Annotated in this window: 24 protein-coding genes; 19 read left to right on the plus strand and 5 right to left on the minus strand. The window is 74.7% G+C overall.

Annotation, left to right across the window (positions count from 1 at the left end; genetic code table 11):
- Window positions 1-476: 476 nt before the first annotated feature.
- The 4 genes from ACWDRR_RS08090 (at window position 477) to ACWDRR_RS08105 (ending at window position 3,794) form a co-directional block, all read left to right on the plus strand.
- Window positions 477-1,424, plus strand: a complete 948-nt coding sequence (locus tag ACWDRR_RS08090; protein ID WP_449771328.1) for a hypothetical protein — start codon at window positions 477-479, stop codon at window positions 1,422-1,424.
- A gap of 193 nt (window positions 1,425-1,617) precedes the next feature.
- Window positions 1,618-2,337 carry a hypothetical protein gene (locus tag ACWDRR_RS08095; protein ID WP_449771329.1) on the plus strand — a complete coding sequence of 240 codons (720 nt, stop codon included), beginning with the start codon at window positions 1,618-1,620 and terminating at the stop codon, window positions 2,335-2,337.
- A 4-nt stretch (window positions 2,338-2,341) separates the two neighbouring features.
- Window positions 2,342-2,776: a VOC family protein gene (locus ACWDRR_RS08100; protein WP_449771330.1), complete on the plus strand. Its 435-nt coding sequence runs from the start codon at window positions 2,342-2,344 to the stop codon at window positions 2,774-2,776.
- Between the two features lie 217 nt (window positions 2,777-2,993).
- Entirely contained in the window at window positions 2,994-3,794 is an 801-nt protein-coding gene (locus ACWDRR_RS08105) for an SGNH/GDSL hydrolase family protein (RefSeq protein ID WP_449771331.1), read from the plus strand.
- Window positions 3,795-3,911: 117 nt separating this feature from the next.
- Here the strand turns inward: ACWDRR_RS08105 and ACWDRR_RS08110 are convergent, their stop codons facing one another.
- The 3 genes from ACWDRR_RS08110 to ACWDRR_RS08120 form a co-directional block, all read right to left on the minus strand.
- Window positions 3,912-4,790: a nitroreductase/quinone reductase family protein gene (locus ACWDRR_RS08110; RefSeq protein WP_449771332.1), complete on the minus strand. Its 879-nt coding sequence runs from the start codon at window positions 4,788-4,790 to the stop codon at window positions 3,912-3,914.
- A gap of 409 nt (window positions 4,791-5,199) precedes the next feature.
- Window positions 5,200-6,321 (minus strand): polysaccharide deacetylase family protein, encoded by a 1,122-nt coding sequence (locus ACWDRR_RS08115; protein ID WP_449771333.1) that lies wholly within the window; start codon window positions 6,319-6,321, stop codon window positions 5,200-5,202.
- Between the two features lie 213 nt (window positions 6,322-6,534).
- Entirely contained in the window at window positions 6,535-8,364 is a 1,830-nt protein-coding gene (locus ACWDRR_RS08120) for an AMP-dependent synthetase/ligase (RefSeq protein WP_449771334.1), read from the minus strand.
- A 520-nt stretch (window positions 8,365-8,884) separates the two neighbouring features.
- Between ACWDRR_RS08120 and ACWDRR_RS08125 the strand changes: the two genes are divergently transcribed.
- The 6 genes from ACWDRR_RS08125 (at window position 8,885) to ACWDRR_RS08150 (ending at window position 15,023) form a co-directional block, all read left to right on the plus strand.
- Window positions 8,885-11,824: a nitrate- and nitrite sensing domain-containing protein gene (locus ACWDRR_RS08125; RefSeq protein ID WP_449771335.1), complete on the plus strand. Its 2,940-nt coding sequence runs from the start codon at window positions 8,885-8,887 to the stop codon at window positions 11,822-11,824.
- On the plus strand, window positions 11,821-12,240 hold the full coding sequence (locus ACWDRR_RS08130; protein ID WP_329490565.1) for a roadblock/LC7 domain-containing protein: 420 nt from the start codon (window positions 11,821-11,823) through the stop codon (window positions 12,238-12,240). The genes ACWDRR_RS08125 and ACWDRR_RS08130 overlap by 4 nt, the downstream gene beginning before the upstream one ends.
- Window positions 12,241-12,248: 8 nt before the next feature.
- On the plus strand, window positions 12,249-12,716 hold the full coding sequence (locus tag ACWDRR_RS08135; protein ID WP_449771336.1) for a DUF742 domain-containing protein: 468 nt from the start codon (window positions 12,249-12,251) through the stop codon (window positions 12,714-12,716).
- Between the two features lie 70 nt (window positions 12,717-12,786).
- Window positions 12,787-13,335 (plus strand): GTP-binding protein, encoded by a 549-nt coding sequence (locus ACWDRR_RS08140; RefSeq protein ID WP_449771463.1) that lies wholly within the window; start codon window positions 12,787-12,789, stop codon window positions 13,333-13,335.
- A 619-nt stretch (window positions 13,336-13,954) separates the two neighbouring features.
- On the plus strand, window positions 13,955-14,083 hold the full coding sequence (locus ACWDRR_RS08145; protein WP_360632088.1) for a hypothetical protein: 129 nt from the start codon (window positions 13,955-13,957) through the stop codon (window positions 14,081-14,083).
- Window positions 14,084-14,165: 82 nt separating this feature from the next.
- On the plus strand, window positions 14,166-15,023 hold the full coding sequence (locus ACWDRR_RS08150) for a winged helix-turn-helix domain-containing protein (protein WP_449771337.1): 858 nt from the start codon (window positions 14,166-14,168) through the stop codon (window positions 15,021-15,023).
- Between the two features lie 75 nt (window positions 15,024-15,098).
- Here ACWDRR_RS08150 and ACWDRR_RS08155 read toward each other — a convergent pair whose 3' ends face one another.
- A complete protein-coding gene (locus tag ACWDRR_RS08155) occupies window positions 15,099-15,881 on the minus strand; it encodes an IclR family transcriptional regulator (protein WP_449771338.1) in 783 nt (260 codons plus the stop codon).
- Between the two features lie 486 nt (window positions 15,882-16,367).
- Here ACWDRR_RS08155 and ACWDRR_RS08160 point away from each other — a divergent pair, with 486 nt between their 5' ends.
- The 6 genes from ACWDRR_RS08160 (at window position 16,368) to ACWDRR_RS08185 (ending at window position 22,194) form a co-directional block, all read left to right on the plus strand.
- Window positions 16,368-17,414 (plus strand): ABC transporter substrate-binding protein, encoded by a 1,047-nt coding sequence (locus ACWDRR_RS08160; RefSeq protein ID WP_449771339.1) that lies wholly within the window; start codon window positions 16,368-16,370, stop codon window positions 17,412-17,414.
- Window positions 17,415-17,500: 86 nt separating this feature from the next.
- Window positions 17,501-18,523 (plus strand): NrtA/SsuA/CpmA family ABC transporter substrate-binding protein, encoded by a 1,023-nt coding sequence (locus ACWDRR_RS08165; protein ID WP_449771340.1) that lies wholly within the window; start codon window positions 17,501-17,503, stop codon window positions 18,521-18,523.
- A 5-nt stretch (window positions 18,524-18,528) separates the two neighbouring features.
- Window positions 18,529-19,395 (plus strand): ABC transporter permease, encoded by an 867-nt coding sequence (locus tag ACWDRR_RS08170; RefSeq protein ID WP_449771464.1) that lies wholly within the window; start codon window positions 18,529-18,531, stop codon window positions 19,393-19,395.
- The gene (locus ACWDRR_RS08175) at window positions 19,392-20,141 is read left to right on the plus strand and encodes an ABC transporter ATP-binding protein (RefSeq protein WP_449771341.1); all 750 of its coding nucleotides are present in this window, start codon (window positions 19,392-19,394) and stop codon (window positions 20,139-20,141) included. Before ACWDRR_RS08170 ends, ACWDRR_RS08175 begins: the two co-directional genes overlap by 4 nt.
- Window positions 20,142-20,207: 66 nt before the next feature.
- Window positions 20,208-21,113, plus strand: a complete 906-nt coding sequence (locus ACWDRR_RS08180; protein WP_449771342.1) for an ABC transporter substrate-binding protein — start codon at window positions 20,208-20,210, stop codon at window positions 21,111-21,113.
- Between the two features lie 4 nt (window positions 21,114-21,117).
- Window positions 21,118-22,194, plus strand: coding sequence for an LLM class flavin-dependent oxidoreductase (locus ACWDRR_RS08185; RefSeq protein ID WP_449771343.1), 1,077 nt, complete (start codon window positions 21,118-21,120; stop codon window positions 22,192-22,194).
- 221 nt (window positions 22,195-22,415) lie between these two features.
- Here the strand turns inward: ACWDRR_RS08185 and ACWDRR_RS08190 are convergent, their stop codons facing one another.
- On the minus strand, window positions 22,416-23,405 hold the full coding sequence (locus ACWDRR_RS08190; RefSeq protein ID WP_449771344.1) for an aldo/keto reductase: 990 nt from the start codon (window positions 23,403-23,405) through the stop codon (window positions 22,416-22,418).
- A gap of 468 nt (window positions 23,406-23,873) precedes the next feature.
- Between ACWDRR_RS08190 and ACWDRR_RS08195 the strand changes: the two genes are divergently transcribed.
- From ACWDRR_RS08195 to ACWDRR_RS08205, 3 genes are all read left to right on the plus strand, one after another.
- Window positions 23,874-24,893 (plus strand): LLM class flavin-dependent oxidoreductase, encoded by a 1,020-nt coding sequence (locus ACWDRR_RS08195; RefSeq protein WP_449771345.1) that lies wholly within the window; start codon window positions 23,874-23,876, stop codon window positions 24,891-24,893.
- 63 nt (window positions 24,894-24,956) lie between these two features.
- The gene (locus tag ACWDRR_RS08200) at window positions 24,957-25,523 is read left to right on the plus strand and encodes a TetR/AcrR family transcriptional regulator (RefSeq protein ID WP_449771346.1); all 567 of its coding nucleotides are present in this window, start codon (window positions 24,957-24,959) and stop codon (window positions 25,521-25,523) included.
- A gap of 101 nt (window positions 25,524-25,624) precedes the next feature.
- The gene (locus ACWDRR_RS08205; RefSeq protein ID WP_449771347.1) at window positions 25,625-26,200 is read left to right on the plus strand and encodes a DUF4865 family protein; all 576 of its coding nucleotides are present in this window, start codon (window positions 25,625-25,627) and stop codon (window positions 26,198-26,200) included.
- The last annotated feature ends 7 nt before the right edge of the window (window positions 26,201-26,207 follow it).

A 26,207-nucleotide genomic window follows, 5' to 3' on the forward strand; every position in this document is an offset into this window, starting at 1 on the left:
CCCTCGGACGGTCGCCCAGGGTGGCTTGTCGGTGACGGTGTGTATGTTCGCGACCGTCGGCCGCTTCGGGCCCCGGGGCGGCGCGGCACGAGCCCCTGGGAGGAACCATGTCCGTGCAGTTCCCGTACCTCGACGGCGCCGGCGTCCGTGAGTCCGGCGTCCGTGAGTCCGCTGCCCGTGAGTCCGGCGCTCGCGGGCCCGCCGGGCGGGTCGGGCGGGCCTCGCCCGGGCGTCCGGCGCCCGCCCGCGCGGGGCGGCGGCCGGGGCCGGGCGGTCCGTCCGCCGGCGGTCCCTCCGGTGGGCCGCCGGGTGGGCCGCCGGGTGGGCCGCCGTCCGGCGGTCGGGGCGGTGGCCGGCTGCCGGGTGGGCGGGCGGGTGGTCGGGTGCCCGGGGGTGGGGGCGGCGCCGGGCCGGGCGGTCCCGGTGCCCGGGCGCGGCGGCGGGGCGGCTCGCGGGGTGCGCCGCCGCCGCAGCCGGTGGCGCTCGCGCTGGCCGTCCACGCCGCCGACTTCGCCGATCTGGCCCGGCACGGTCTGTTCGGGGCCCTCGGCTTCCGGGAGTACCTGCGGCGGACGGAGACCCGGCTCCGGGCCCTGCGCGGGCAGGGCGTCGAGGTGCACCTGCGGGTGTTCGAACCGGCCGACTACGAGGACTACTGCGAGGCGTTCGGCCTCGATCCCGGATCGGCGGCCGCGCGCGTCGCGTACGCGGCCGACCCGGAGCTGGCCGGCGAGCCCTTCGTCTACGGCGGCGAGCAGCTGACCGAGCTGCTCCCGGTGCTGGCCGACGACCACCGCGCCCGGGTACGGATCTCGATCGCCTGCACCGTGTTGCTGGACGCGGTCGGCGACGGCCCGCCCGGGCACGCGCGGCTGGTGGCGGTGATGCACCACGTCGCCTCGGTCCACCTGGCGCTGGCCGAGGGCGCCGGGCCGGGCGGCCACCTGCTGACCCTGCGCTGTCACGGCCCGGAGGACGGCGAGCACCTCACCGCGGCGGCGGACGTGCGCGGCGACGGCGGGTACGTCTTCGCCGGCGGCCGGGACACCGAGGCGTTCTGCGCGACCCTGGCGGCCGGCGTGGCCCTCGGCGGCGCGGGCGCGCTCCTGCTGCACGGGGATCCCGCGGCGCCCGGTGGCCCGGTGGTGCGCGGCTGGGCCCTGGCGGCCGGCCGGCTGCGGCCGATGACCGTCCGGGAGGTGGTCGACGCGCTCGCCGACGACGCCGCCCTGGGCGTACCCGTCCCGCCCGGGGCCGTGCCGCTGCCGGGCTTCCCGCTGCCCGAGGCGCCGCCGTCCGGGCCGCGGCCGCCGTCCGACGCGCAGTCGTGGCCCGGCGGGGAGCCGTGGCCCGGCGGGGCGTCGTCGGACCGGGGCGACCTGGGTCCGGAGGGCGGTGGGCCGCTGGTCCGACCACCCGGGTGAGGTCTCCGTGTCCACCAAGCGGCGCTGGGGACTGTTCATCGACCGCCTGTTCGGGGAAGATTTCGGGGAAGATCAACAGGAGAAGCGCGTGGTGCCCCACGCCGCCGCTTCCCCTCGCTCCGCCCTGAACCGCGCACGCAGGTCCTCCTCGCGCACCGCCGGTCCGGCGAGCCCGACACCGAAAGGGGGACGCATGAGCCGGATCGAGTACAGCGCGGAGATCGCCGAGCTGCTGGGCAGGGTGCGGCGGCGTCCCACGGCGGGCTGGCCGTGGCGGCCGGGCGAGCGGGTGCCGGCCGGGCTGTCGGTGAAGCAGTCGTGGGGCTGGCTGTTCGCGCCCGACGGCCGGGTGCTGACCCTGATCAACCCCAAGGACGGCATCGTCTCGCTCCCCGGCGGCTCGCTGGAGCCCGAGGACGACGGCGACCCGGGCTCCGCCCTGGCCCGCGAGGCGGCCGAGGAGGCCCAGGCGGTGATCGGCACGCCGTACTACCTCGGCTACCTCTACGACCGGGTCGGTTCGGCGAACGGCGGGCACGAGTGCGCCCGGGTCCGGATGGCCGCCGCGCTGCGGGCCGTCGGCCCCAGCGCGGCGGACCCGGCCTCGGGCCGGCACTACCGGCGGTTGCTGGTCGCGCCCGGCCTCGCGGTCGAGCTGCTCGGCTGGGGCGGGCCCGGTCTGCGTCAGGCCCGGGCGGCGGTCTCGGCCGCCGTCCGGTGGCTCGGGGTGCCCTCGGCCGCCAACGAGGCGATCGAGGAGCTGCCGGTCGAGGGCTGCGAGGTCTTTCCCGGCGCGGTTCCCCCGGGGCCGGCCGGAGTTCATCCGGGTCCGGACGGGCTCCTTCCCGGCCCCGGCCCCGGTCCCGGTGTCGGCCCGGGCCCCGGTGCCGGCCGGCGCGCGGGCGGGGAGTGAGCGGGTGACGGTGCCGAACCCGGCGGGGCTCTTCCACCACGTCGAGCTCTGGGTGGACGACCTCGCCGCCGCCGAGGCGCAGTGGTCCCCGGTGCTGCTCGCCCTCGGCTGCGAACCGTTCCAGCACTGGCCCCGGGGCCGCAGCTGGCGCCTGGGCGGCGCCTATCTGGTGATCGAGCAGTCGCCCGCGCTGCTGCCGGGCGGGCATCAGCGCCTGCGCGCCGGGCTCAACCACCTCGCGGTGCACGGGTCGCGCACAGCGGTGGCCGCCGCGCTCGCGGCCGGGTGGGCGGTCCGGGTGGACACCGGCGAGGCGGTGCACCTGATCGACGGTCAGGGCTTCGAGCTGGAGATCGTCTGCGCGGAGGCCCAGGGCGCTCCCGGGTCGGTCCCGTCCGCCGTGCCCGCCCCGGATCCCGGCGCCGGCACGGGGGAGTGAGGGCCCGGCGGCCCTGCGGCCGTCCCTCGAACGGGGCACCGGCCGGAGGCCCCGCAGGCGGCGCCGCCGGGGCCTGACCAGCGCACTTCCCGTATCGCGCGGGGAAGTTCACTCCATCGTCGTCAGACCGACCGTCAATTGCCTTGGCATGACCACTTCCCGGGCTACCTACTGCCTGGTATCAAAAGTGTGACTCACGTCACTCCCTGGAGGTGTCATGCTACGCCCCACCCGTGCCATGTCCGTGGCCGCCCTCGCGGTCCTCCTCACGCTGACCACCCTCTTCACCGCCACGTCCGCCAGCGCCGCCGGTACCAACTACGTCGCCCTGGGGGACTCCTACGCCTCCGGCCTCGGCGCCGGCAGCTACACCGGCGACAGCGGCAGCTGCAAGCGCAGCACCAACGCCTACCCGTACCTCTGGAAGAACGCCCACGCGCCGTCCTCCTTCTCCTTCGTCGCCTGCTCCGGCGCCAGAACCGGTGATGTGCTCAACGGCCAGCTCTCGGCCCTGAACTCCGGCACCACGCTCGTCAGCATCAGCGTCGGCGGCAATGACGCGGGCTTCGCCAGCACCATGCAGACCTGCGTGCTGGACTCGGAGAGCGCCTGCCTCAACGCCGTCGCCACCGCGAAGTCCTACGCCACCAACACCCTGCCCGGCCAGCTCGACCAGGTCTACGCGGCCATCCACGCCAAGGCGCCCAACGCCCGCGTGGTGGTGCTGGGCTACCCGCACCTCTACAAGATCGGCGGCAGCTGCATCTTCGGCATCGGCGACACCAAGCGTGCCGCGATCAACGGCGCGGCGGACACGCTCGACGGTGTCATCGCCAAGCGGGCCGCGAACGCCGGTTTCGCGTTCGGCGACGTCCGGAGCGCCTTCACCGAGCACGAGATCTGTGGTTCCCAGACCACCTGGCTGAACAGCACCACCCTGCCCGTGGAGGAGAGCTACCACCCGAAGGCCGCCGGCCACTCGGGCGGCTACCTCCCGGTGTTCTCCGCGCAGGTGTAGCCGGCGCGGTACCCGGTGTCGGCCGGCCCTGCCACGAGGTGGGCGGGGCCGGCCGGCACAGCGGTGCACCGGCCCGGCTCACCGCACGGGCTCAGCACACCTACTCCTAGCCCAGCCTCACCGCCGCGGCGGGAAGGGAATGCCGGCGAGCACCGGCAGCAACGCTTCCTCCTCGTGGGCCAGATGGGCCTCCAGTTCGGCCGACATCCGCGTCAGCTCCGCCCGGAACCGCTCCGGATCGGCGTCCCCGATCCCGGACAGCAGGGCCACCAGCCCGTCCTTGATCCGGCCCACCACCCGGTGCTCCTCGCCCAGCCGGTCCAGGGTCGGGCGCAGGTGCGGGTGGCTCCGGGCCAGGGCGGGGAAGATCGCAGCGTCCTCGCCGGTGTGATGGTGGGTCAGCCCCTCGCAGAACGCGAGGCAGTGCTGGCGCACCTGCAGCCCGAGGCCGGGCGGGCGGCCGTCCCCCGGCCGCCCGCCGGCGAAGTACGCCTCCACCTCCGTCCGCACGTGCCGCAGCTGGTCGCGCAGCCAGGTGTGCACCTCCAGCAGCTTGTCCGCGAGGTCGGCCACCTCGCGCGGCTCGGTCGCGTCCCGTTCCAGCACCACCACCGGCAGCACCCGCGCGGTGTGCGCCTGGTAGTCGCCGTACCCCGGCGCGACGCGGACCACCGCCTCGAACAGTTCGTCCCGCCGGGCGCCCTCGGCCGGCACCGCGACCGCCTCGAACGCCTCGGTGCCGAGTTCGACCCGGACGACGGGGTGGGTCAGCAGATTGCGGTACCACTGCGGGTGGTCCGGCGCCCCGGCCGCCGACGCGACGACCAGCAGCAGGCCGTCCGCGCGGACGTAGCCGAGCGGCACGGTGTGCTGCTGCCCGGTCCGTGCGCCGGTGGTGGTGAGCAGCAGCAGGTCGCCGCCCTCGAAAGGTCCGCCGACCCGCCCGGCGTTGGTGCGGAATTCCTCGATGATCGCTTGATTGAAAGACATGGGCATACGCCTGTGGATTCTCCGAACAATGGGGAGTGAAGGCCACGGTGGCGCACGGCTTCGGCGCGGCAGGCAACGGAACGGAGCGAGCGCGCGGGCACCGCCGCGGCCGCTCGGGTCAGATCAGGGGAGCGGAGTGAGAACTCATCGCGCATCGTCCCTCGGTGAAAGGTGCTCGCTCGGTCGCCGGCCGGCCCAGTTCTCTTTGGCCGGCGCCACGCTGCACGCCCTCATTGAATCCAGCTGATCCGCAGTCTGTCAACGAGCGGGATCCGGTCGGTGCCCGGGGCCGGGCAGCCGGTCGGTCGGGTGGCCCGGTGGGCCGGGAGACACGGCGGTGCGCCGCCGGCCGAGCGGATCGGCCGGCGGCGCACCGGGAGGTCGACGCGGGTGGGGCGTTGCTGCGGGCAGGAGGTCAGCGCAGGTAGGAGGCCAGGCCGGCGGGGGTCAGGCCGGCCGCGTCGGCGGCGGCGAGGGCGCGCTGGAGGTCTCCGGCGAGGGTGTCGGTCCAGTGCATCAGCACGACGTCGCCGGGGGACAGGGTGCCCTCGTGCCAGATGTTGGAGGCGCCCCAGCTGAAGTCGGCGTCGGCGGTCAGCACGGTGCGGATGCCGCAGTTGGCGGCGGCCTGGAGGGTGTCGGCGTTCCAGGTGAAGTACGGCGGGCGGAAGACGGTCGGGGCGGTGCCGAAGGTCCGGATCAGGGCGTCGCGGGCGTCGCAGATCTCGACCTGCTGCTCGGCGGGGGAGAGCGTGGTGAGGTCCGGGTGGGAGACGCTGTGGTCCTGGATGGAGGAGCCGGGAACGGCGGTGACGCGCCGGAAGAAGTCCGGGTCGGTGGCGGCCGGCATGGGCAGCGGGAACGCGGTGATCGGCAGCTTGTGGTCGGCGATGAACTTCTCCGCCTCGGGGGTGCGCTGCCAGCCGTCGTCCACGGTGAAGAAGACGACCCGGTCGCTGGTCGGCACCGAGCCGGCGGCGGTCGCGGGGGTGGCCGCCGGGCCGTCCACGCGGACGTCGTCGACGGCGAACGGGCCCTGCTGGTACCAGCCGTGGACGTACAGCCGCACGGTGCGCGCGGTGGGCCCGGTGGTGAACCGGGTGGTGAGCTTCTGCCAGCCGCCGTTGGTGTTCTCCGTCCAGGCGGGGGCGACGTCGCGGCCGGTACCGGTGGCGCCCAGGTAGACGAACGCGCCGCGCACCCAGGCCGAGGCGGTGTACGTGGTGTTGGGCTGGACGGAGACGGTCTGCGCGCACTCGCCGTTGGAGTCGTCGTTCGCCGGGGTGACGGCGAGGGCGGAGCCGCCGGAGTGCGGGGCGGTGGTGGTGACGGAGGCCTCGGCGGGGCCGCCGGTGCAGCGCCAGCCGGGGACGCTGCCCCAGTCGGCGAGCGAGGAGGCGGGGATCTCGAAGCCCGGGTTGGTGGCCAGGTTGACGGTGGGCGCCGCGGGCGGCGCGGGCTCGGCGGAGGCCGGGGCCGCGAGGCCGCAGACGGCGAGCAGCGTGCAGGCGGCCAGCGCCGACAGGCGCGAGGACATGGACACGTGAGGACTCCTGCGTGGGGGCAGTGGGAACACGCCCGTGGGGAGGGCGTGTGGAACGGGGTGGAGCGCTCCCCGAGGGGGTGGGAGCCGTCGGCGTGCCGCACTCGGACCGAGGCAAAACAATGGACTGGACCACTCGGATCGTCAAGGGAGTGGCGGGTCACGGACGGGGCGTCCGCCGTGCCGCAAAAGGGACAAGACGCACCGTCAGGGGGTGTACAGCTCCTCGATGTCCGGCCGGTAGTACTCCGTGATCGCCGATCGCCGCAGCTTCAGCGAGGGCGTCAGCAGGCCCTGGTCCACGCCGAACTCCCGGGGCAGCAGGCGGAACGCGCGGATCGACTCGGCGCGTGAGACGGCGGTGTTCGCGGCGGCCACCGCCCGCTGGATCTCGGCGTGCAGTTGCTCGTCGGAGAGCACCGCCCACGGGTCCAGCTGCTCCCGCCCGTGCGACTTCAGCCAGTGCGCCAGCGCCGGCGGGTCGAGCGTGATCAGTGCGGCCACGTACGGGCGGTCGTCGCCGACCACCAGGCACTGCGAGACCAGCGGGTGCGCCTGCACCCGCTCCTCCAGCGTGGCCGGGGCGAGGTTCTTGCCGCTGCTGGTGACGATCAGGTCCTTCTTGCGCCCGGTGAGGGTGAGGTAGCCGTCCTCGTCCAGCCGGCCGAGGTCCCCGGTGCCGAACCAGCCGTCGTACAGCGACTCCTCGGTGCATTCGGGGTGGTTGAGGTAGCCGTCGAAGACGCCGGCGCCGCGGACCCACACCTCGCCGTCGTCGGCGATGGCCACCGAGGCGCCCGGCACCGGCCGGCCGACCGTGCCCAGCTTCTGCCGGCCGGCCGGGTTGGCGGTGATCGCGGCGGAGGTCTCGGTCAGGCCGTACCCCTCGTACAGGCTGAGGCCGATGCCGGTGAAGAAGAGGGCGAGGTCCCGGTTGAGGGCCGAGCCGCCGCACATCACGCCGCGCACCCGGCCGCCGAGCACGGCCCGCAGCCGCTGGTAGACGGTCCGCTCGTACGCCAGGTGCCGCAGTCGCAGCCGGGGGCCCGGGCCGGGGCCGTGGCCCAGCGCGCGCTGCTCGCGGGCGGTGGCCCACTCGACGGCCACCTGCCGGGCCTGCTCGAAGAGTTCGCCGCGCCCGGCCTCCTCGGCCGCCCGCCGGGCCTGCTGGAAGACCTTGTCGAAGACGTAGGGCACGAGGTGCAGGAAGGTCGGCCGGTAGGAGGCGAGTGCGGGCAGCAGGGCCTCGGTGGAGACCTCGGGGATGTGCCCGATCCGGAAGCCGCCGCGGATCGCCGCGATCTGCACCATCCGGCCGTAGACGTGCGCCAGTGGGAGGAAGAGCAGGGTGGACGGCTGGCCGCCGCCGGTGTCCGCGAAGACCTCCCCCCAGCCGTCGAGCAGGGCGTCGGCCGCCGAGGCCAGATTGGCGTGGGTCAGCATGCAGCCCTTGGGCCGGCCGGTGGTGCCGGAGGTGTAGACCACGGTGGCGACGTTCTCGGCCGAGACGCCGAGCCGCTGGCGGTGGACGAGCGAGTCGGGCACCCCGCGCCCGTCGTCCGTGATCGAGGCGACGCAGCCCCGGTCGAGCTGCCAGATGCCGGTGAGGTCGGGCAGTGCGTCGCAGACCGCGCCGACCGTCATGGCGTGGTCCTCGTCCTCGACCAGGCAGGCCACCGCCTGGGTCTCGGCGAGGATCCAGCGGACCTGCTCGGGCGCCGCGGTGGGGTAGATCGGGACGGTGATCGCGCCGATCGACCAGAGTGCGTAGTCGAACAGCGTCCACTCGTAGCGGGTGCGGGACATCAGCGCGACCCGGTCGCCGTACCGGACGCCCCGGGTCAGCAGGCCCTTGGCCAGCGCCAGCACCTCGTCCCGGAAGGCGGTCGCGGTGACCTCGTGCCACTGCGGGTCGCCGTCCGCCCGGCGGGCCAACTGGACCAGGCCGGACGTGCGTTCGGCGGTGTCGTAGAGCGAGTCGGCCAGCCCGCCGGTGGCCGGGGGCCCGGCCGGCGCGGGGGAGGTGAACTCGCGCACATTGCCCCCGATCCCGTTGTGGCCCCTGCCTGCCGGGCCCGTACGGGCGTCCGGATCGGCGGCGCGCTGAACGGTCGGGCAGGTGGAGCGAAACTATCGGATAGCTCTGTCACTGCCCAGGGTTGTGACCGTGACGCGACGAGATCGGCACCTGCCCGTGTGGAAAGTGCCGTAGCGGGGGATGGCTGGGACGGGTGCCCGTGGGGTGAATCCGGGATGACCGGGATGATTCGGACATGATCGGAATGGGGGCGGGGAGAGGGCGGGTTCGACCCTCGAACGAGTGGTCAGGGCGTAGTAGGCTCTCGCAGACCTGCGACCGGGGCCTCCTGGCCGGGCCCGGTCCGACCGTCGAAAACCCCGCACGGAACCCCGCGGGAACAGCACCCAGCAGCACCCCCAGCAGCACCCCGGAAACACCCCAGCACCGCCGCCGTACCGCCACTGCCCGCCCGTCCCTGCCGACCGTCCCTTCGAACCGCTCCCCGTCCGCGCCTGGCACTTCCCGACCGAGGACTCCATGCGTCTGCGCAGCAGCTCGATCCGCGCGAAGATCATCGCGCTGCTCCTGGTGCCCATCGTCGCGCTCACCGCCCTGTGGGTGTACGCGACGCTCGCCACCACCGGAGACGTCTGGAGCCAGTTGGCGGTCAGCAGTACGTACAAGGAGTTCGGCAAGCCGGTCGACCAGTACGCCTACGACCTGCAGAACGAGCGCCGCGCCGCCGTCCAGCGGCTGGCGGATCCGACCTCGGCGGCCGCCCGGGACGCCTTCGAGCGGGCCCAGGCCGTCACCGACCGGGACCTCGCGGTGCTGCGGGAGAAGAAGACCGGCGACGGCGGCAAGCTCGACGCGGCGCAGCGCGGCCGGTACCTGCAGATCCTCGCGGCCGCCGACCAACTGGCCCCGCTCCGCGGCCAGATCAGCCGCTCCGCGCTCAACTGGGAGTTCGCGCTCGGCCAGTACGGCGACCTGGTCAAGCCCACCTTCGGGTTCCGGTCCGCCTTCGTCGCCCGGCAGAGCGGCCAGCTGCCGCGCCAGGGGACGATCCTGATCGAGCTGGCCCGGGCCCGCGAGTACCTCTCCCAGGAGGACGCGGCGATGGAGGGCCTGCGCACCGCGCCCGGCCGGCCCACCTCCGAGCAGTACCAGGTCGCGCTGGACGCCCTGCACAACCAGCAGGCGCTGTTCACGGTCTACATCGCCGAGCTCGACCCGGTCGACCAGATCGACTACATCGCGCTGCGCGGCGGCGAGGCCTGGGCGGCGCTGGCCCGGGCCGAGGCCGACTTCGTGGGCGCGGGCGGCCCGGAGCGGGTGGTCCAGGCGATCAACGGCGACTCCTGGCGGGAGACCGCCGACCGGGCGCTGGGCGACCTCGCCGCGATCAACACCCGGCTGGCGGGCGCGATCGGCGACCGCGAGCGCTCGTACGCGATCGGGCTGCTCTGGCGCGGCGGCATCGCCGGTGCGATCGGCCTGGTCGCCGTGGTGCTGTCGGTGATGATCTCCTACCGAATAGGCCGGGGCCTGGCCCGCGAGCTGATCGGCCTGCGCAACGCCGCCAACGAGCTGGCCGGCACCCGGCTGCCCTCGGTGATGCTGCGGCTGCGCCGCGGCGAGGCGGTGGACGTCGCGACCGAGGCGCCGGAGCTGCAGTTCGGCCCGGCCGAGATCGGCCAGGTCGGGCGGGCGATCAACGCCGTCCAGCGGGCCGCCGTCGAGGCCGCCGTCGAGCAGGCCGACCTGCGGCGCGGCGTCTCGGCCGTCTTCGTCAACCTGGCCCGCCGCAGCCAGGTGCTGCTGCACCGCCAGCTGACGCTGCTGGACACGATGGAGCGCCGCACCGAGGACCCGGCGGAGCTGGAGGACCTCTTCAAGGTCGACCACCTCACCACCCGCATGCGCCGCCACGCCGAGGGCCTGATCATCCTGGCGGGGGGCTCCCCGGGGCGGGCCTGGCGCAAGCCGGTGCGGATGGTGGACGTGGTCCGCGCCGCCGTCGGCGAGGTGGAGGACTACGCCCGGGTGATCGTCCGGCCGTTCCCGGGCACCGGGCTGCTCGGCAGCGCGGTCGCGGACGTCACCCACCTGGTCGCCGAGCTGGTCGAGAACGCCGCGGTGTACTCCCCGCCGAGCACCCAGGTGACCGTCCAGGGCGAGGTGGTGGCGCACGGCTTCGCGCTGGAGATCGACGACCGGGGGCTCGGACTGAGCGAGCAGGCGCTCGCCGAGATCAACGAGCGCCTCGCGGTGGAGCAGGAGTTCGACCTCGCGGACACCGACCGCCTGGGCCTCTTCGTGGTCAGCCGGCTGGCCCGGCGGCACGGCATCCGGGTCCACCTGCGGCCCTCGCCCTACGGGGGGACGACCGCGGTGGTGCTGATCCCGCGCGAGCTGCTGGCGGACGTGTCGGACGGGCCGGCGGCCGCCGCCGGGACGGCGCCCGGCCGGCGTGCGGTGCCGGCCCGGCACGGCGAGCGCGACCTGGTCGTGGTGCCCGCGCCGGGTGGCGCGGGCGGCAGGGGCGGGGCCGGTGCGAGCGGTGCGGCCGACGGCGCGGCCGGGCCGGAGACCCGCCGGGCCGCCGGTGCGGCGTCCGACCAGGGCGGCCGGCACCGGGGGAGCGGCGGTCCGCGGCCGTCGGCGCCCGAGACGGCCCGTACCCCGGGCGGTCTGCCGCGCCGGGCCCGGAACAGGAGCGGGCCCACGCTGGTGACGGCCTCGCCGGACGAGGCCGTCCGGGGCCCCGGCCGCCACCGCCGGGAGGGCCTGACCGCGCCGGAGGGCGCCGCCGAGACGGGCCCGCAGGACGTCGGCGTCCTCCGCCGGGACGCCGAGGCCGCCGGCCTCGCCGGCCGCGCGCCGGTCGAGCGGCCGCAGCGGGCCGTGCCGTGGTCGACCGAGCAGTCCCCGCACGAGCAGCCGTCTCCTGAGCAGCCGTCTCCTGAGCAGCCTTTGACCGGGCAGCCGTCTCCCGGGCAGTCCTCGCCCGAGCCGCGGTCGGCCGACCGGCGCCCCGACGGCCCCGGCCCGCTGCCGCGCCGGGTCCGGCAGGCCAGCCTCGCCCCCCAACTCCGGGAGCGCGCCGTCCAGGAGCCCGAGCGGCCCGCCGCCGAGAGTCCGCGCGAGCGCTCGCCGGAAGAGGCGCGGGCGGCGTTCGCCTCCTTCCAGCGCGGCTTCACCCGGGGTCGCGGGCCGGCCGCCGCGGCGCCGGTCCCGCCCGCCCGGCCCGCCGCCGCGCCCGGCTGGCAGCCGCCGGACCCGACCCGGCGCGCGATCAGCCCGGCGCCGGCCCCCGCAGCCCTGCCCGCCCCGCCGCCCGGCGACCGGGCCCCGCTCGCGCGCCGGGTGCCGGGCGGGCCGCTCGCCCCGCGCCCCGCACGGACATCACCCTCATCACCCGCAGTACCGGCACCACCCGCACCACCCGCTCCAGCGGAAGGAAGAGATTCATGACCACTTCGACGCAGTCGTCCGGGGACCTCAACTGGCTTCTCGACGATCTCGTGGGGCGCGTCGCGGCCCTGCGGCACGCGGTGATCCTGTCCAGCGACGGACTGGCCACCGGGGCCTCCCGCGACCTCGACCGCGAGGACGCCGAGCACCTGGCCGCCGTCGCGGCCGGCTTCCACAGCCTGGCCAAGGGCGCCGGCGGGCACTTCAAGGTCGGCGGCGTCCGCCAGACCATGGTCGAGCTGGACGAGGCCTTCCTCTTCATCACCGCGGCCGGTGACGGCAGCTGCCTGGCGGTGCTGAGCGAGGCCGAGGCCGACATCGGCCAGATCGCCTACGAGATGGCCCTGCTGGTCAAGCGGGTCGGCGAGCACATGGCCGCCGAACCGCGCACCGAAGCCGCCCCGCCGGGGAGATGAGCGGCCCGATGGCGGAGGAGGAGCCGGAGCTGGAACAGGACGACCCGGTCGGGGACGAGTCCGAGGTCGACCTGTTCCAGCCGCGCACCCCGGTCGACGACCGCTGGTTCGACGACGACGCCGGCCCGGTGGTGCGGCTGTACTCGATGACCCGGGGACGCACCCGTCCGGTCGAGGACGGCCTGTTCGACCTGATCTCGCTGATCACCGCCGCCGAACCCGCGCCGCAGGCCGGGGCCGTGCCCGCGCTCGTGCTCGACCCGGAGCACCAGACCATCCTGGCCTGGTGCCGCCGCGAGCCGCTGTCCGTCGCCGAGCTCGGCTCCTTCACCGACCTGCCGGTCAGTGTGGTCCGCGTGCTGCTCGGCGATCTGTACGACGCCGAGCTGATCAGCGTCACCCGACCCGTTCCGCTCGCCGAGCTGCCGGACGAGCGCCTGCTGCGAGACGTGATCAATGGACTCCGTGCGCTCTGACCACCACGAGAACGCCGCCGCCGGTGCCACGGCCAAGGACCCGCACTGGCGCGGTGGTCCGGCGGTCGCGGTGAAGATCCTGGTCGCGGGCGGCTTCGGCGCGGGCAAGACCACGCTGGTCGGCGCGGTCAGCGAGATCCGCCCGCTGCGCACCGAGGAGGAGCTGAGCGAGCTCGGCCGCCCGGTGGACGACACCGCGGGGGTGGAGGCCAAACGGACCACCACCGTGGCGATGGACTTCGGCCGGATCGACCTGCGCGCCGGGCTCGCGCTCTACCTGTTCGGCACCCCGGGCCAGGACCGGTTCTGGTTCGTCTGGGACGAGCTGGCGCGCGGCGCGCTCGGTGCGGTGGTGCTCGCCGACACCCGCCGACTGGCGGACTGCTTCCCCTCGGTGGACTTCTTCGAGCAGCGCGGCATCCCCTTCGTGGTGGCCGTGAACTGCTTCGACGGCACCGAGCTGTTCGCCGCGGAGGAGGTCCGGGACGCACTCGACCTGGACCCGGGGATCCCGGTGCTGCTGTGCGACGCCCGCCGGCGCGAGGACGGCAAGGACGTCCTGGTCGCCCTGGTCGAGCACGTCGACGCGCGGCGCCGGGGCACCCCGGCACGGGCCTGACCGGCGCACTGCCGGAAACCGACGTCTCATTCGGGCGTCCGCATGCCGGACTTCCGACGACCGGAAGGTTGCCTTGACCCGGTCCGGCGTGGAAGGCTCTGTGGACGAAGGCCGCCCGGCCCTGCCGTCGGGGTGCCTCGGAGCACACCGGAACGCCGCAGGAACCGCCGCGGCGCGCCACACGGCACGGCTGCCCTCAGCCGTGTCCAGGGACCAGGGGGAGGGCAGTGCCGTGACCGTCGACCATCGCCGCGCCGCCGCCGCGCCCGCCCCGGTCACGCCGGCCCTGACGATCCGCCGGTACATCGACCACGCGCTGATCTGCAGCGCCTGCTGTCGGTGACGGATCAGCCCGTCCCTCGGTAGTCCGACGGATCCCCGGCCCGACCCGCCTCCCCGGCTGCCGCGCCCTCACGTCCTGACGATCCGTCAACTCGTCGACCCGGTCGCACCGGACGCCCTGTCCGGCGCGTCGCCGTTGCCCAGGCCCGCTTCGCGGAGAGCACCAGTGAACCTCGCCTGCCCCATGTCCACCCCCGCCGCCGCCGAGTCCGTCGGCGCACCGGGAGCGCCGCACCGAGCGCGGTGCAACGGTCCGTTCACATGGTTCAATAGGCGCATGAGCAACGTCGTGGACAGCAGCCGAGGTCACCTCGACCTCGAGCCGTTCTGGCCGTCCCGGCAGCCGCACCTGTTCGACCAGACGTGTCCGGGTTCGCCCAGCGCGTCCCGGCTCTCCGCCCGCTGACCTCGGTTCAGCCTCCGGCAGTACGCCCGGTCGACGCGCAGACGACTCCACCCCGTCCGTCACGCGCGAAATGAGCGGCACCATGTCTTCTTCCTCCACGGCCACCCTTCCCCTGCCCGCCGCGACCCCGCACCTGCGCGCGGTCCGTTCCGTCCCGTCGAGCGCCGAACGATGGCACGGCGGGACCATCCCGCAGCACTCCACCGCCCCGCAGCACCAGGCGGCCGGGCAGCGCCCCGCCGCCGGCCAGGCCCCGGCGAACTTCCTGACGCACGCCCCGACGCCGGCCCCGGCGCCGCAGGCCGGCCAGGTCGCGCAGCCGCCGCAGGCCCTGCTCGCCGCACTGCCGGAGGGGGCCACCGTCGTCGCCGCGCTCCCGCAGGGCGCGCTGCCGCAGGCTCTGCTCGCCCAGTACGGCGCGCAGTTCGGCGGCGCGGCCGGCCACCCGATGGTCGGCTACCTGGTGCTGGTGCCCGCCGAGAGCGGTGCGCCGTTCGGCGCGGCCGTCCCCGCGGCTCCCGTCCAGGTCGGGCCGGCCCCGGCCGCGCAGCCGCACCCGGTGCAGAGCCAGGGCCGGGTCAACGGCCAGGTCCAGGACCGGGCCGAGGCGCAGCCGGCCGCGCCGGCCGCGGTCCGTCCGGTCCGGCCCGCCGGCCACGGCATCGCCGTCGACGTCGAGCGCCGCAACGCCTACGTCGACGGGCGGCTGCTCGACCTCACCTACCTGGAGTTCGAGCTGCTGGCGCACCTGACCGAGCACCCGCAGCGGGTGCACACCCGTGACCACCTGGTCTCCGCCGTCTGGGGCTACGGCCACGTCGGTGACGGCCGCACGGTGGACGTGCACGTGGCGCGGCTGCGCCGCAAGCTCGGCGCGGCCTACCGCGACAGCATCGTGACCGTCCGCCGGGTCGGCTACAAGTACACCCCGGTGGTGTGAACCGCCGCTGACTCCTGCCGTGCGGGCCGGGCGTTCCTTCGAACGCCCGGCCCGTACCTGTACGGTGACGCTGCGTCAGGCCCGCTGGTCGGGCGGTAGCAGCAGGACGGCGAGGGCGGCCGCGCAGGTCCGCGCGTGCCCGAGGAACCAGTCCAGCCGGTCGTCGGTCAGGTGCGCCGGTGTCGAGCGCACGGCCAGCGCGAACCGGGCCTGCCCGGCGCCGTCCAGGACGGGGACGGCCACCGTGCGGACCCCGGCGGCGGACTCGCCGTCGTTGAGCGCGTGGCCGGCGGCCCGTACCCTGGCCAACTCCTCGGCCAGCCGGTCCGGTTCGGTGATGGTCCGCTCGGTGAACGGCAGCAGCGGACCGATCGCCGCCGGCTGCGACTCGCCGGGGCGCGGCCAGGCCAGCAGGACCTTGCCCAGCGCGGTCGAGTGCAGTGGCCGCCGCAGCCCGAGGCCGGTCTCCGGGCGGACGGAGGCGCCGACCAGGATGACCGCGTGCGGGCCGCTGCGGATCGCGAGGTCCGCGGTGGCGCCGGTGCGCTTGGCGAGCAGGTCGAGTTCGGGTGCGGCCAGGTGCAGCCCCCGCTGGTGGAAGCTGAGTTGGCCGAGTTCGGCGACGGCCGGGCCGAGCCGGTAGCGGGCGGTCTGCTCGTCCTGCTCCAGGAAGCCGGCGCTGACCAGGGTGCGGGCCAGGCGGTGCGCGGTGGAGACCGAGAGGTCCATCCGGCGGGCCAGGTCCGAGGCGCTCAGGTCGGGGCCGTTGTCGTGGAAGCAGTGCAGGAGCCCGAGGGCCCGCTGGACGGCCTGCGCACCGGCCGGCGGGCTCTGGACGGCGGTGGCGGCCTCGGCCATGACACCTCGCGTTCGGTCCGGCGCCCCGGCGGGTCCACCGGAGTCGGTCCCAGACTATGGCAGGGGGTGCTGCGGGATTGTGTCGGCGGCGTTGCAATGGGATGGCATTGATGAACAAGTGATCCCACCATGTGGCAAAAGCTTGCTTCGCGCTCCCTCGCCGTGGAACGCTCGGCACATCGCACCGGACGGCCCCGTCCGGCGCCCGAGTTGACCCCGCTTCACCCGATCGGCAGGAAGGAGCAGCGCCGTGACGACCCACCGGTGCCCCGCCCCCTGCGCCTGTTGTCGCTGACCCTGCCGAGGCCCCCGAGCCCGCCGGAACGCCGTACCTCCTCCCACGTCCCCGCAGTTCCCGGCCGCCTCCCGCACCGTCGCGGGCGCCACCGGACGGCTGCGCCGCAGCCCCTCGCCCCCCGACGAACCCACGCCCGGTGCCGCGCTCCGCCGCACCCGTGCACACCCAGCCGCAGAGGACCCGCCACCGTGCCCAGCCACGCCCGCTCCGCCGCCGCCGAGGCGGCACCCGACGCCCCGGACACCCTCTGGTTCACCCGCTGCCCCGTCCCCACCGCCACCGGCATCGCCGCCGACCAGGGGCGCCTCGCCCGGGAGTTCGCCGCCGACGGCATCACCGTCCGCTCGCTCCAGGACGCCCCGCCGGAGGTGGCCGCCGACCACCACTACACCCACGCCCTCACCGGCCTGTTCCGCGAGGGCGGCAACGTGCCCGCGCTCTGGGCCCGTTCGCGCGGCGAGCAGACCCGGCTGATCGGCCTCACCTGGATCGAGGAGCGCCAGGTCGTCCTGGTCCGGGCCGGCAGCGGCATCACCTCGGCCGGTCAGCTGCGCGGCCTGCGCCTGGCCGTCCCACGCCATGGGATCGGCATCGACTTCTGGCGGGCGATGGCCCTGGCCGGCCTGCACGGCGCCCTCGCCCCGGCCGGACTCACCCTGGACGACGCCGAGTTGGTCGACGTCCCGGCCGCCCCGGGCGGCGGGCAGTGGGCCGCCGAACTGGCCGCGCTGCGCGACGGCGCCGTGGACGCGGTCTACGTCAAGGGGGCGCTGGCCGTCGAGGCGGCCCGCCGGTTCGGCGCCGAGGTCGCGATCGAGCTGGACGCCGCACCGGACCGCCGCACCCGCGTCAACAACGGCACGCCGCGCCCGGTCACCGTCCACCAGCGGCTGCTGGACGACCACCCCGGCCTGGTCGTCCGCTTCCTGGCCGTGCTGCTGGAGGCCGCCGACTGGGCCGCCGGGAACCCCGCCGAGGTGGCCCGGATCCTGCAGGCCGAGACCGGCGCCGGTGCCGAGGGCGTCGCCGGGGCGTACGCGGCGGGCAGCCACCGCACCCTGCACCTCGACCTCTCCGAGGAGCGCCTCGGCCTGCTGGAGCAGCAGGAGCGGTTCCTGCGCCACCAGGGCTTCCTGGCCGCCCCCGTCGACGTCCGCGGCTGGGCCGATCCCGAGCCGCTGCGCGCCGCCCGCGCCCTGCTCGCCGACCGCCGCCGCGCGGCCGGGCCGGTCTGACGCACCCGCCCCGCCCCGCCGTCCGTCCGCCGTCCCGCGCCGTCCGCGCCGCCCCGACCACCTGCCGATCCCCCCAGGAGTTGACCGTGAAGACCCCCCGCCTCGTCCTCGCCGCCGCCGCACTGCTCGCCACCACCACCCTGGCCGCCTGCGGCTCGTCCGCCGACGGGGCCAAGGCCTCCGCCGACGGGGGAGGCGGCGCCGAGGTGGTGCTGCGCCTGCCCGACCCGGGCAACACCGGCTTCCTCGCACTGGGCAAGAAGGACGGCTCGCTGGACAGAGCCCTCGCCGCCGTCCATGCCAAGGTCGCCTGGACGGGCAGCGCCGGCCCGTTCGCGCCCGCCGCCCAGGCGCTCTCCGCCGACCAGCTCGACGTCGCCCAGGGGTCGATCACCTCGGCCGTGGCGGCGCTGGCCCAGAAGCCCGGCTTCAAGCTGTTCGCCCAGACGGCGCCGGACGGCGTGGGCGAGGGCATCCTGGTGAAGAACGACTCGCCCATCAAGTCCGTCCAGGACCTGGTCGGCCGGAAGGTCGCGGTGAGCCAGGGCGGCACCAGTGAGTACCTGCTGCTCAAGGCGCTGGAGAAGAACGGCGTCCCGGCCGACCAGGTCGAACGCGTCTACCTGCGCGCCGACCAGACCTCGGGCGTCTTCAACTCCGGCCAGGTGGACGCCTGGGCGACGTGGAACACCTTCTCCACCCCGTCGATCGCCAACTCCGGCGCGCACTTCCTGGTCAACGGCAAGGAGGTCGGCTCCGACAACTACGCGGTCTGGGCGGTGCGCAACGGCTTCGCCGAGAAGCACCCGGAGGTGGTCAAGGCCTTCTACGGCTACCTGCACGAGGGCGGTCTGAAGGAGAAGGCCGACCCGGCCGCCTACCTCAACGTGTTCACCGACTCCGGCCCGACCGCCGTCACGCCGGCCGAGAAGGAGGTCGCGGTCGCCGTGACCCGGCAGAGCGCCACCGCGGACGTCATCGCCGAGGCCGACACCGCCCGCTTCGGCACGGTGGCCCGGTTCTTCGCCGACCAGAAGGTCACCAAGCAGCTGGTCGACGTCAAGCCGTACCTGATCGACGTCACCACCCTCGCGGGCAGCGCCAAGTGAGCACCGTGACCGACACCCCCGCCGCCGCGGTCGACGACGGCACCGCCGCCGCGCTCGAAGCCGGCCTGGTCGCCCCGCGCACCCGGCTGTCCGCGCCCCGCCCCCGCGCCGTGGCGGTGATCCTGCGCACCATCGGCCCGCTCGCCCTGCTCGGCGGCTGGGCGCTGGCCTCCGCCACCGGGGCGCTCACCCAGGACGTGCTCGCCTCGCCCGCCCAGGTGGCCGACGCGGTCGGCGAACTCTGGGGCAACGGCCAGCTGGCCGACGCGCTCACCGTCTCGCTCACCCGGGCCGGCCTCGGCCTGGTCTTCGGGGCCGGCGTCGGGCTGGTGCTCGGTGTCGTCACCGGGTTCTTCCGGCTGGGCGAGGAGCTGCTGGACTCCGCCGTGCAGGTCCTGCGCACGGTGCCGTTCCTCGCCCTGGTGCCGCTCTTCATGGTCTGGTTCGGCATCACCGAGACGGCGAAGATCGCCCTGATCGGCGTCGCCACCAGCTTTCCGATGTACGTCTCCACCTCCGGGGGCGTGCGCAACACCGACCGCAAGCTGATCGAGGCGATGCGCAGCTTCGGCCTCGGCCGCTGGGCGATCGTCCGCACCGTCGTCCTGCCCGGCGCGCTGCCCTCGCTGCTCTCCGGGCTGCGGCTGTCCATGACGCTCAGCGTGATCGCGCTGATCGCCGCCGAGGAGATCAACTCCACCGAGGGCATCGGTTATCTGATGGCCCAGGCGCAGAACTTCTCGCGCACCGACATCCTCGCCGTCTGCATCCTGATCTACGGGTTGCTCGGCCTCACCGCGGACGGCGTCGTCCGCCTCCTGGAGCGCTTCCTGATGCCCTGGCGCAAGGCCACCCAAGGAGCAGGCCGATGAGCACCCCGACCACCCTCGCCCCCGAGGCTCCCGCCGGCGAGGCGGACCACGGCACCCCCGCCGTCCACCTGCGCGGTCTGCGCCGGGTGTTCGGCACCCGGGCCGTCCTCGACGGTGTCGATCTCTCCATCGCCCGGGGCGAGTTCGTCGCCCTGCTGGGCGCCAGCGGTACCGGCAAGACCACCCTGCTGCGGATCCTCGGCGCCCTGGACAAGGCCGACGCCGGCACGGTACTCGTCCCGCCGGTCCGCACCGTGGTCTTCCAGGAGCCCCGGCTGGTCCCGTCCAAGCGGGTGCTCGCCAACGTCACCGTCGGCCTGCCGCGCGGGGCCGCGACCCGGGAGACCGCGCTGCGGGCGCTCGCCGAGGTCGGGCTGGAGAAGCACGCCGAGGCCTGGCCGGCCACCCTCTCCGGCGGCGAGGCGCAGCGTGCGGCCCTCGCCCGGGCGCTCGTCCGGGAGCCCCAACTCCTGCTCCTGGACGAGCCGTTCGCCGCCCTGGACGCGCTCACCCGACTGCGCATGCAGGACTTGGTCGGCGATCTGGTGCGCCGCCACCGCCCGGCCGTACTGCTGGTCACCCACGACGTGGAGGAGGCCGTCCGGCTCGCCGACCGCGTCGCCGTGCTGCGCGACGGCAGGCTCGTCCGCGACGAGCGGGTCGCCGTAGACCGGCCCCGGGACCCCGCCGACCCGGCCTTCGCCGAGCTGCGCCGCCGCCTGCTCGCCGACCTCGGCGTCCACTGACCCCCTCGCCCGCCCACCCGCTCGCCGGCCTCCCCGCCGGCCCCCGCAAGCCCACCGGAGATCCCCATGGCCATCACCCTCGGCGTCCACGCCAGCAACCCCTCGCTCTACTACCTCTCCCGCCTGACCTACCTGGACGAGGAGCTGGCCCCGCTCGGTGAGACCGGTGCCTTCCACCGCTACGCCGACGGCACCCGCACCGGCGCCCTGCTCGCCGACGGCACCATCGACTTCGGCGGCACCGGCTCCACTCCGCCGGTCACCGCCCAGGCCGCCGGCCACGACCTGGTGTACGCGGCGGTCTCCGCGCCCCGCCCCGACCACGGCGCGCTCCTGGTGCTCGCCGACGGCCCGGTGGCGTCCGTCGCCGATCTCAAGGGCGGCACCGTCGTGCTGGGCATCGGGTCCTGGCAGACCCACCTGCTGGCCAAGGCGCTGCACGCCGAGGGCCTCTCGTACGCGACCGACATCACCCCGGCCCGCCCGGCCGTCGACGAGGACCAGGCGCAGCGGCTGCGCGACGGCGAGATCCTCGGCTGGATCGCCCAGGGCGCCGAACTGGCCGCCGCCCGCCGGGGCGGGCAGTTCCGCGAGCTGATCCGCACCGGTGACGTCATCACCGACCGCTCGGTGTTCTTCACCCGCCGGGACTTCGCCACCGAGCGCCCCGAGGTGGTCGCCGCGATCAGTGCCGCGCTGCGGCGGGCGGACGCCTGGGTGGCCGCGCACCCGGCCGAGGCGGCCGCGATCGCCGCCGCCGACCTGGGCGGCGCGGTCGAGGACTGGGAGCAGGCGCTGGCCGCCCTGCCGTGGCAACTGGAGCCCGCCACCGCCGAGTTCGTCGCCGAGCAGCAGGAGGCCGCGGACATCTTCCACGGCGTCGGCTTCATCGACCGTGCGCTGACCGTCGCCGACGCCCATCTGCCCGCCCTGGAGGCCCCGGTGGCCGCCGCACTCGCCAAGGCGGTCTGACCCGATGGCCTCCGAAGTCCTCTGGTACATCATCCCGCGCGAGGGCCACTACCCCTGGGAGCCGGCCGGCCGCCGCCCGGTCGACCTCCGCTACCTCCAGCAACTCGCGGGCAGCGTGGAGCGGTTGGGCTACACCGGCGCCCTGCTGGCGACCGACCTCTACGACGTCTGGGACCTCGGCAACGCGCTGGCCGCCGCCACCACCCCGGCGTTCAAGCCGCTGCTGGCCGTCCACCCCGGGCTCATCTCGCCCACCCTGCTGGCGAAGATGGCCCTCAGCTTCGACCACCTGCACGGCGGCCGGCTGCGGTTCAACGTGGTGAACGGCTCCACCGCGCAGCTGCGCGAGTACGGCCTGGACGTCGAGCACGACGACCGGTACCGGCTCAGCGCCGAGTACTGGTCGATCGTCAGGCGGCTCACCTCCGGTGAGGTCTTCGACCACAAGGGCGAGTTCTATGACCTGAAGAACGCCGGTGCGAGCCTGCGCGAACTCACCCCCGTCCAGCCGGGCGGCATCCCGCTCTGGTTCGGCGGCAGCTCGGCGGCCGGCATCGAGATGGCCGCCGAGCACGTGGACGTCTACCTCACCTGGGGCGAACCGCCGCACCAGCTCAAGGAGAAGCTGGACCTGGTCCGGGAGCGCGCCGCCGCGTACGGGCGGACCCTGCGGATCGGCCTGCGGCTGCACCTGATCGTCCGCGACACCGAGGACGAGGCCTGGGCCGCCGCGGACCGGCTGCTCGACGTCACCGGCGAGGCCACCTACGCCCGCCAGCTCGGCGGGGCCGCCGGTGAGGACGGCGTCGGCTGGCAGCGCCAGTTCCGCCAGCACGGTGGCAAAGTACCGGCCCGCGCACGGGAGTTGGAGAGCTACCCGAACCTCTGGCCCGGGATGAGCCTGTTCCGCCCCGGCCCCGGGACGGCGGTGGTCGGCTCGACCGCCCAGGTCGTCGAGCGCCTCCAGGAGTTCGAGTCGCTCGGCGTGGACACCTTCATCCTCTCCGGCAATCCGCTGCTCGAAGAGGCCCACCGGGTCGCCGAGACGGTGCTACCCGCGCTGGGTGTCGGCCGCCGCTAGCGGATGGGGGGAGGCCCCCGGCAGGAGGGGGAACGGCATCGGCGAGGTCAGCGCCAGCTGCCGGGCGAAGCGTGCCAGGGCACGCAGGAGGATCGTCCGCACGGGGACTCCCGGGTCTCGAAGGACGTGTGCGGACGGTACAACGCCCCAGGTCCCGGCAGGTCACGCGGTGCGGCCCGAGCGGGCTCGGTGCACCGCGCGGCCTGCCGGGGCGGGGTGGTTCAGCGGCTGAGCGCGTCGATCTCCGCCAGCTCCTCGGCGGTCAGCGGGCCGCCGTTCAGCGCGTCGATGTTCTGGTCGAGCTGGGCGACGCTGCTCGCGCCGATGATCACCGACACCACGCGGTCGTCCCGCAGCACCCAGGAGAGCGCCAGCTGGGCGAGGGTCTGGCCGCGCCGCTCGGCGACCTTGTTCAGCGCGCGCAGCTGCTCCAGCTTCTGCCCGGTCAGCGCCTCCTCCTTGAGGAAGTGCCCGACCGACATCCGCGACCCGGCCGGCACGTCACCGGAGAGGTAACGGTCCGTCAGCAGTCCCTGGGCGAGCGGGGAGTAGGCGATCAGGCTGGTCCGGGTGTCGCCGACCGCGTCCAGCACCCCATCCTCCACGGAGCGGTTGAGGACGGAGTACGCGGACTGGTTCAGCAGGACCGGCGTGCCCAGCTCGCGCAGGATCGCCACGGCCTCCCGGTGCTGCTCCGCCGGGTAGTTGGAGATCCCCGCGTACAGGGCCTTCCCCGAGCGCACCGCCCGGTCCAGCGCACCCATCGTCTCCTCCAACGGGGTGTCGGGGTCGTGGCGGTGCGAGTAGAAGACGTCCACGTAGTCGAGGCCCATCCGGCCCAGCGACTGGTCCAGGCTGGCCAGCAGGTACTTGCGGCTGCCGCCGTCGCCGTACGGGCCGGGCCACATGTCCCAGCCCGCCTTGGAGGCGATGAACAGCTCGTCGCGGTACGGCTTGAAGTCCTGCGCGAAGAGGTAGCCGAAGTTGCGCTCGGCGCTGCCGTACGGCGGACCGTAGTTGTTCGCCAGGTCGAAGTGGGTGATGCCCCGGTCGAAGGCGCGGCGCAGCACCGCCCGCTGCACCTCCAGCGGCTGGGTGTCACCGAAGTTGTGCCACAGGCCGAGCGAGACGGCGGGCAGCTGGACGCCACTGCGGCCGGCCCGGCGGTAGGTCATCGAGGCATAGCGGTCATCCGCGGCGAGGTACGTCATGCCGGACATCCTGCCAGGACTGCCGCCCCGATCAAGCTCTTGCCCCGCTTCTGACCGGTGCATATGCTCGCGGTGGATCGTGTGTGTGCGAGGCGAAGGGGAGCTGATATGACCATCTGCGCCGCCCTCCTGCGCTGTTGTCGCCCCGTCGCCGCCTCGCGCTGACACCGCCTCCGCGCCGGCCCCCCGCCTTCCCGCCCCACCGCTGCTCCCGTACGAGCGCGGCCGGGCCCGTCGGGGCACGCGGTACCCGTCGAGGCGCCGGAGGCCGCCCGGGCGCGGGCGCGCGCCGGACTCCCGCACGGTGCGGGCAGTCCTGCGCGGTCCCGCGGAACCCTGCCGATGCCCGCTGATCACAGCTCATCCCCGTAGCTCCCGCTGATCCTGCTGATCCCCGCTGATCCCCGCTGATCCCCGCCGCCGGCGCACCTCGCCGAGCGGACACCGAGCGCCCCCAAGGAGACCGCCGTGCGGTTCACCGTCTCGTCCCTCGTCGCCAACGGACCCGACCCCGTCACCGGTGTGCAGCGCACCCCGTACGAGAAGCTGCACAACGTCATCGACCAGGCCGTCACCGCCGAGCGGCTCGGCTACGACGGCTACGGGGTGGGGGAGCGGCACGGCGAACCGTTCCTCTCCCCGGCGCCGCCGGTGCTGCTCAGCGCCATCGCCGCCCGCACCACCACGATCCGGCTCTTCACCACCGTCACGGTGCTCAGCATCCTGGACCCGGTCCGGGTCGCCGAGGACTACGCGGTGCTCGACCAACTCTCCGGCGGCCGCCTCGAACTGATCATCGGCAAGGGCAACGACCCGCGCCACTTCGACCTGTTCGGGCTGCCGGAGGAGCGCCAGTGGGACGCGCTGGCCGAGAACTACGCCCTGCTGCACCGGCTCTGGCGGGAGGAGAAGGTCAGCTGGGAGGGGAGCACCCGGCCGCCGCTCAGGGAGGTCACCACCTCGCCGCGCCCGTTCCAGGATCCGATCCCGGTCTGGCACGGCAGCGCGACCAGCGAACAGTCCACCGACCTGGCCGCCCGCTTCGGCGACCCGCTGTTCTCCGCCAACTCCTTCCACCCGCTGGCCAAGTACAAGGCGCTGGTCGACCACTACCGCGAGCGCTGGGAGCACTACGGCCGCGACCCGAAGGACGCCCGGGTCGGCACGAGCTTCGGGGGCCTGTTCGTCGCCAGGCGCTCGCAGGACGCGGTCGAGGGGTTCCGCCCGTACTGGAACGCGCTGTTCGCCTCGGCGGCCGGCAAGCACAACAACTCGCCGTTCGCGTCGCTGGAGGACGCGCTGGAGCGCGGCTCGGCGCTGGTCGGCAGTCCGCAGCAGGTGATCGAGAAGATCCACCGCTATCACGAGGCGTTCGGCAACGAGGTCGTCGGCATCGGTGTGGACGCGCTCGCCGAGGACGTCCAGCACGAGCAGTTGGAGCTGTTCGCCGCGGAGGTCGCCCCGGTGATCCGACGCGAGCTGCGCTGACCCGCCGAGGTTCTGTACCTACTGGTATGTACAGCTGTACGTACCAGTAGGTACAGTGTCCGCATGGCAACCCAGGACCGCCTCATCGAGAGCACCCAGGAACTCCTCTGGGAACGCGGCTACGTCGGCACCAGCCCCAAGGCCATCCAGCAGCGCGCCGGCGTCGGCCAGGGCAGCATGTACCACCACTTCGGCGGGAAGCCCGACCTCGCCGCCGCCGCGCTGCGCCGCAGCGCCGAGCAGCTGCGCGCCGTCGCCGAGGCGGATCTGGCCGCCCCCGGCACCGCCTACGAGCGGATCGCCGGCTACCTCGGCCGCGAGCGCGACGTGCTGCGCGGCTGCCGGATCGGCCGGATGGCGCAGGATCCGGACGTCGTCGCCGACCCGCAGCTGCGCGCCCCGGTCGAGGAGACCTTCGACTGGCTGCGCGGCCGGCTCGCCGAGGTGATCGCCGAGGGCCAGGCGGCCGGCGAACTCGCCCCCGCCGCCGACCCGGCCGACACCGCCGCCGCCGTGGTCGCCGTGGTCCAGGGCGGTTACGTCCTCGCCCGTGCGGCCGGCCGGGCCGAGCCGTTCGACCAGGCCGTGCGGGGCGCCCTCGGGCTGCTCGCCGCCCACCGCACCGGCTGAGGACCGCCCGGCCAGGCCCGCCCCGGCCCCACCGCACCGGCTGAGGACCGCCCGGCCGGGCCGGCCCCAGCCAGGCCCGAACCCCTTGCGAGGAGCCCGCCGTGCACGCCATGCAGTACGAGATCACCCTCCCCGCCGACTACGACATGGGGATCGTCCACCGGCGGGTCGCCGACAAGGGCCACCTGCTCGACGACTACCCCGGCCTCGGGCTCAAGGCGTACCTGGTCCGCGAGCGCGGCCAGGACCTCTCGCCCGTCAACCAGTACGCCCCGCTCTATCTCTGGCGCACCCCCGAGGGCATGAACAGCTTCCTCTGGGGCCCGGGGTTCCGGGGCCTGAGCGCCGACTTCGGCCGCCCGGCCGTCCGGCACTGGCTCGGCGCCGGTCTGCGCCGCGGCGCCGCGGACGGGACCGCGACCTCCGCCACCCGCCACCTCGAACGGCTCCCGGAGGGCGGCGACCCGGCCGAGGCCGTCGAGGCCGCCCTCGCGTCCCTGCCCGACGACCCCACCCTGCACACGGCCGCCGTGGCCGTCGACCCCGACCGCTGGGAGCTGCTGCGCATCGCGCTCTGGCACGGCCCCGCGCCCGCGGCCGCCCCGGGCACCCGCTACCGGGTGCTGCACCTGTCCAGCCCCGAACTCGACCGGTTGCCCGCCGGCCGCCACTGGTGAAAGGACC

The sequence above is a fragment of the Kitasatospora sp. NPDC003701 genome (genome assembly GCF_053587085.1).

Coding starts and splice junctions, on each gene's coding strand:
- ACWDRR_RS08135 (WP_449771336.1), top strand. CDS start 12,249: ATGGCGGAGGAGGAGCCGGAGCTGGAACAGGACGACCCGGTCGGGGAC.
- ACWDRR_RS08125 (WP_449771335.1), top strand. CDS start 8,885: ATGCGTCTGCGCAGCAGCTCGATCCGCGCGAAGATCATCGCGCTGCTC.
- ACWDRR_RS08185 (WP_449771343.1), top strand. CDS start 21,118: ATGGCCTCCGAAGTCCTCTGGTACATCATCCCGCGCGAGGGCCACTAC.
- ACWDRR_RS08105 (WP_449771331.1), top strand. CDS start 2,994: ATGCTACGCCCCACCCGTGCCATGTCCGTGGCCGCCCTCGCGGTCCTC.
- ACWDRR_RS08115 (WP_449771333.1), bottom strand. CDS start 6,321: ATGTCCTCGCGCCTGTCGGCGCTGGCCGCCTGCACGCTGCTCGCCGTC.
- ACWDRR_RS08180 (WP_449771342.1), top strand. CDS start 20,208: ATGGCCATCACCCTCGGCGTCCACGCCAGCAACCCCTCGCTCTACTAC.
- ACWDRR_RS08145 (WP_360632088.1), top strand. CDS start 13,955: ATGAGCAACGTCGTGGACAGCAGCCGAGGTCACCTCGACCTCGAGCCG.
- ACWDRR_RS08175 (WP_449771341.1), top strand. CDS start 19,392: ATGAGCACCCCGACCACCCTCGCCCCCGAGGCTCCCGCCGGCGAGGCG.
- ACWDRR_RS08110 (WP_449771332.1), bottom strand. CDS start 4,790: ATGCCCATGTCTTTCAATCAAGCGATCATCGAGGAATTCCGCACCAAC.
- ACWDRR_RS08190 (WP_449771344.1), bottom strand. CDS start 23,405: ATGACGTACCTCGCCGCGGATGACCGCTATGCCTCGATGACCTACCGC.
- ACWDRR_RS08200 (WP_449771346.1), top strand. CDS start 24,957: ATGGCAACCCAGGACCGCCTCATCGAGAGCACCCAGGAACTCCTCTGG.
- ACWDRR_RS08095 (WP_449771329.1), top strand. CDS start 1,618: ATGAGCCGGATCGAGTACAGCGCGGAGATCGCCGAGCTGCTGGGCAGG.
- ACWDRR_RS08150 (WP_449771337.1), top strand. CDS start 14,166: ATGTCTTCTTCCTCCACGGCCACCCTTCCCCTGCCCGCCGCGACCCCG.
- ACWDRR_RS08130 (WP_329490565.1), top strand. CDS start 11,821: ATGACCACTTCGACGCAGTCGTCCGGGGACCTCAACTGGCTTCTCGAC.
- ACWDRR_RS08155 (WP_449771338.1), bottom strand. CDS start 15,881: ATGGCCGAGGCCGCCACCGCCGTCCAGAGCCCGCCGGCCGGTGCGCAG.